Origin of the sequence: Pseudorhodoplanes sp. (genome assembly GCF_035565855.1) — a bacterium.
GTDB lineage: Bacteria > Pseudomonadota > Alphaproteobacteria > Rhizobiales > Xanthobacteraceae > Pseudorhodoplanes.
This window is the reverse complement of sequence record NZ_DATMRX010000149.1, coordinates 1-4,679: the sequence shown is the minus strand read 5'-3', so window position 1 is coordinate 4,679 and position 4,679 is coordinate 1. Positions and strand designations below refer to the sequence as shown.

The window sequence follows — 4,679 nt, the reverse complement described above, 5'->3', positions numbered from 1 at the left end:
TGATCGGCCGACGCGAATATGCGCTGATGAAAAAGGGCGCGTTCTTCGTCACCGCGGCACGCGGCGGCATCCATGACGAGATGGCACTTTACGAGGCGCTCAAGAGCGGCCACCTTGCAGGTGCAGGTGTAGATGTGTGGGAGCAGGAGCCGCCGCCGGCCGATCATCCGCTGCTGTCGCTGGCGAATGTGATCGCAAGCCCGCACACCGCGGGCGTGACGCACGCGGCGCGGCGGCGTCTTGCGCTGATGGCCGCGGAACAGCTGATCGACATCCTGCGCGGCGGTCGCCCGCAGCGGATGCTCAATCCCGAAGTGCTACCGCGCTTTCAAGAACGCTTTGCAAAGGCGCTCGGCCATGCGTGACGTCACTCGCGATCCCGCCGCGGTCGAGCCGCCGGTTCTGTCCCGCCAGTTGCGCGATATCCTCTCGCTGGAGGATTTGGAGCCCGCCGCACAGCGTTATCTGCCGCATTGCATCTTCTCGTTCATTTCCGGCGGCGTTGAAACGAATGCCTCGCGCCATGAGAATCGCGCGGCATTCGCTGACTACGATTTCCATCCCCGCGTTCTCATCGACGTGTCGTCACGCACCACGGCGACAACGTTGTTCGGCGAGCGCTACAGCGCGCCGTTCGGCATCGCGCCAATGGGCGGATCGGGCCTCGCCGGTTATCGCGCCGACCTCGCCCTCGCGTCGGCGGCGGCGACGGAGAATGTGCCGTTCATCCTGAGCGGGGCGTCGCTCGTGCGCATGGAAGAGGTGGCGAAGGCCAATCCCCGCGCATGGTTTCAGGCCTATCTGCCGGTCGAGCGCGGCGCCATCGGCGCGCTGATCGATCGTGTCGCCTCCGCCGGTTTCCAGCATCTCGTGGTGACAGCCGATGTCCCGGTCGGCGGCAACCGCGAAAATCTGGTGCGGGCCGGCTACACCTCGCCGCTGCGCCCGACACTGAAGCTCGCGCTCGACGCAGGCACGCACCCGCGCTGGCTGTTCGGCACCGCATTGCGGACGCTGCGCCGTCACGGCATGCCCTATTACGAGAATTCCGCGGCCGAGCGCGGCATGGCGGTGTTTTCCAATGCCGCGACCCGCGCACATCTGCGCGACTCGCTGTCCTGGACCGACCTCGAATGGATCCGCGACCGCTGGCAGGGCAAGCTGATCGTCAAAGGCATCCTTGCCGCGGCCGATGCGGACAAAGCGCGCCGGATCGGCTGCGACGGCGTCATCGTGTCGAACCACGGCGGCCGCCAGCTTGACGGCGCGGCAGCCCCGTTGCGCGTGCTTCCGCGCATCGCTGACGTTGCCCATGAAATGACGGTGATGATGGATAGTGGCATCCGCCGCGGCAGCGACGTGATCAAGGCGCTGGCGCTGGGCGCGGCCTTCGTGTTTGCCGGCCGGCCGTTTCTCTATGCCGCTGCGATCGGATGCGAGCCTGGCGTGCGCCGCGCGATCGATCTGTTGCGCAGCGAAGTGCACCGCAATTTCGCCTTCCTCGGCTCCCGCGATGTGTCGGAGCTCGAGGGACGTGTGATGCGTATCGCGCGCTGAGATCCGGCTGGCGCCAACCAGATCAGCGCAGGTGCCCGGCTTACCGGCGAACTGCCAGCTCGCGGTGCCGCGTGAAATGCTGATGCAATTGCACGTCGACCGAGTACGGCATCGCATGCTCGCGGATCTCGTCCGGCGACATCCGGCCGGATTTGATGGCTGACCATGTCTCGACAAATCGCTCGGCCAGCGTGTCGGCCAATCCTTCGACATCGTCGTGGCGATCGACCAGATAACCGTTCTTTCCGTTCTGCACGACGAGCTTGTATTGAGGCAGCGTGACCGCGACGATTGGACGACCCGACGCCAGCAACTCAAGCAGATAACACGGCATCCCCTCGAACCAGGAGGTCAGGACACCCGAGTGGCAGCGCTTCATGATCCCGGCCACCTCGCGCGGCGTGCGGAAGCCATGAAATACGGTGAAGGGCCGGACCAGCGCGAACTCGGAATAACGTTCCGGATCGCTGGTGCCGATGTAGTGAAACTCGAATTTCCCGCCCAGCCTGTCGTGAACCCTGCGCAGCGTGCGGAACATCAGCGGCGGGTCCTTGAATTCGTCGAAGCGGCCCGCGAACACCACGCGGAAAATCCCGTCGCCGATATCGAAGGGGGACGCCGTGAAGATATCGGCATCGACCGCCACCGGCATGAAGACCGCGCGCCTCGCGGCCTTTGGCTTCTCGCGCTCGAGCGTCGACAGAATGTTCGGATTGACGCAGATGATCCGGTGGGCCAGCGCGACCGCGATCTTCTGGTTCGTCTCGTGGAGGAACCAGAATTTCTTGATCAGCGAATCCATCTTGTCGTCTTTGGTGCCCTCACCGTGGATCACCTGCACGACCGGACGCCCGAGCAGTGGACCGAGCGCCGCGAATTCGAAGCGCTGCAATTCGATTGTTGCGGCGGGCGCCGCGCGCACGATCCGTCGGAGCGCCGGGAGATAACGGATCAGGCCCGTGCCGAAGCGGAAGGTCAGCGAAGAGAACAGCGAGCGAGCGGCCCGCGTCTGGTCCTCCGCGAAATGCAGAACGGGGAGAAAATCGAACACCCGGCCGTCGAGGCTGAGCTGCTGCGTCTCGCCGAGGCGACAATCGCCGCGTCCGTCCACGCCGACCAGGAGGACCTGCCAGTCCCGCGGCGCGTGCGTGATCATCATCCGCACATGGGTTTCGATGCCGCCGACCTTGTTGCCGCGCGGATCGATGGGATGAACGAGGACCAGCATGTGCCTTGCGGTCGATGCGCCCGCAAGGTCGGCCCCGCTCGAGATTTCGGTGAGCTCCTGTCGTGCCAGCATGGCGGATTTCAAAATGCTAGCGTTGATCGCGCGGCGCGTGATCGCGTTCGCCGCGGCCCAGCATCCGTCGGATGCTGACCGACAAGGCTTCACGCGGTGACGGGACCATGTCGGGCAGACGGAAGCCCGGCGTCACGAAGATGAAGTTGTTGATGTAGTCCTTGTAGTTGGCGCGGTCGCCCACACCGATCAGCGAGGGCGCCTGGTCGCGCGCCAGATCGAATTCGGCGAACGGCCGGATCCTGTCGTCGCGGACGAAATAACAATGATAGCCGCGGTCTTCCATGAACCGCGTGATATCCGCAACCGAACCGGCCCGGTGCCGCTCCTCTATTTCGATCAGAAAGGCCGGACGATCGTTCTCGATGATCCGCGTTGCGCCTTCCAGCACCTCGCGTTCATGACCTTCGACATCGATCTTCACAAAGCCGACGCGCTCCCGGACGACGGCATCCATGCGGTACAAGGGCACACGCTGCATGCGCCATTCGCCGCTGTCCTCCGGCTTCGAAGCAAGGTGAGCGCGGCTGTCCCATTCGTGGAGGGGAATCATCAGCATCGCTTCGCCCGGCTTGTCGGAGAGCGCGCCCTCCACCAGTGTCGCATTCGAGGGGATCGAGCGGCGCAGCGCACCGGTCAGGTGGGCTTGCGGCTCGACGGCGACGACCTGCCGCGAGAACAGGCTCGCACCCAGCGTAAAAATGCCGTGATGCGCGCCGGCATCGACGGTGACGAGACCGCGATTGCAGAGCCACGGCAGCAGCCGCAATTCAGCCTCGCCGCGCAGCAGCGCCTTGAGATAGCGCGCATAGACCGCGACACCCGGAAACGAGGACAGAAGTTTCTGCTTCGGACTATTCAGCCGGGCCATTTCGACGTCGTAAGTGCTCATGTTCAAAAAGCTTCTTGTTACTCGAAGTGGTTCCAGGAATTTGGGTCGGCGAAGACGCACGAAATCTTGGATCGATCCCGCCCGCGACATTGCCGTTTGGTAATCTCGTTCCGCGATTTCAGAACGGCTCCGCACCACACTCTGCAGGCCGACATTCTCCCATAACCGGCGCGATCAATCAGAAAATCCGGGCGGTTAGGTTAACCAGCGATCATGGCTGGAACCGATACGTTCTGACATTTCGTTGTTTTGACCGCTCTCGTTTGGCCATGTTAGTCGCCCGCCGATGCACGCGACGAAACCGATGAACCGCCGCCAGACGCTAGCCGGCCTTGCCGCAATGATTGCAGGAGCTCTGCAAGCGCCGCCGGCGCTGGCCCAGGCCTCGCTGGCGAACAAGGCCCGCGATGTTGCCGGCAAGCGTAACATCCTGTTCGGCTCAGCCTTCGACCAGCACATTTACCGAAGCCCGGCTTATGCGCAGCTCCTGGCCCGGGAATGCGCGATCCTGACGCCCGATTACAGCATGAAATTCGGCTCGATCCGGGCTGCGTCCGAGGTCGCGGATTTCACCGTAGTCGATCGCCTGTTCGAGTTCGCGGACGAGCACAAGCTCAAGATGCGCGGACATACGCTGATCTGGAACGACAACATGCCGGACTGGACGCGCCGGCTGTCTTCCGCCGAGATGACGCGGCTGCTGGATCGCCACATCGACGAGGTCGCCGGCCGGTACTCTGGCCGCGTGCATTCCTGGGACGTCGTAAACGAACCGATCTGGGTCGATAGCCGGAACGAAGGCGGTCTGCGCGGCGGACCGTGGTATGCGGCGCTCGGGCGCGATTACATCGCGCGCAGCTTCCGTCGGGCCAGGCAGGCCGATCCGCACGGGCGGCTCGTGCTGAACGAGGCCTTCCTGGAATATCGCTG

General features: G+C 64.0%; 5 protein-coding genes. 3 read left to right on the top strand and 2 right to left on the bottom strand.

What is annotated here, in order from left to right:
• Together VN004_RS08355 and VN004_RS08350 are read left to right on the top strand one after the other, a co-directional pair.
• A partial coding sequence (locus tag VN004_RS08355) for an NAD(P)-dependent oxidoreductase (protein ID WP_325608872.1) occupies window positions 1-365 on the top strand: 365 nt, incomplete at its 5' end.
• Window positions 358-1,557, top strand: coding sequence for an alpha-hydroxy acid oxidase (locus VN004_RS08350; protein ID WP_325608870.1), 1,200 nt, complete (start codon window positions 358-360; stop codon window positions 1,555-1,557). The genes VN004_RS08355 and VN004_RS08350, both read left to right, overlap by 8 nt.
• A gap of 40 nt (window positions 1,558-1,597) precedes the next feature.
• On the opposite strand, the gene VN004_RS08345 is transcribed toward VN004_RS08350, so the two are convergent.
• Both VN004_RS08345 and VN004_RS08340 read right to left on the bottom strand, forming a co-directional pair.
• Window positions 1,598-2,857, bottom strand: coding sequence for a glycosyltransferase (locus VN004_RS08345; protein WP_325608868.1), 1,260 nt, complete (start codon window positions 2,855-2,857; stop codon window positions 1,598-1,600).
• A 16-nt stretch (window positions 2,858-2,873) separates the two neighbouring features.
• Entirely contained in the window at window positions 2,874-3,749 is an 876-nt protein-coding gene (locus VN004_RS08340) for an FkbM family methyltransferase (RefSeq protein WP_325608866.1), read from the bottom strand.
• 286 nt (window positions 3,750-4,035) lie between these two features.
• Between VN004_RS08340 and VN004_RS08335 the strand changes: the two genes are divergently transcribed.
• Window positions 4,036-4,679: endo-1,4-beta-xylanase (locus VN004_RS08335; RefSeq protein WP_325608864.1), on the top strand; the 644-nt coding region annotated here is incomplete at its 3' end.

Excerpts from the sequence above, each read along its gene's own strand:
- VN004_RS08340 (WP_325608866.1), bottom strand. The coding sequence starts at position 3,749 with ATGAGCACTTACGACGTCGAAATGGCCCGGCTGAATAGTCCGAAGCAG.
- VN004_RS08345 (WP_325608868.1), bottom strand. The coding sequence starts at position 2,857 with ATGCTGGCACGACAGGAGCTCACCGAAATCTCGAGCGGGGCCGACCTT.
- VN004_RS08350 (WP_325608870.1), top strand. The coding sequence starts at position 358 with ATGCGTGACGTCACTCGCGATCCCGCCGCGGTCGAGCCGCCGGTTCTG.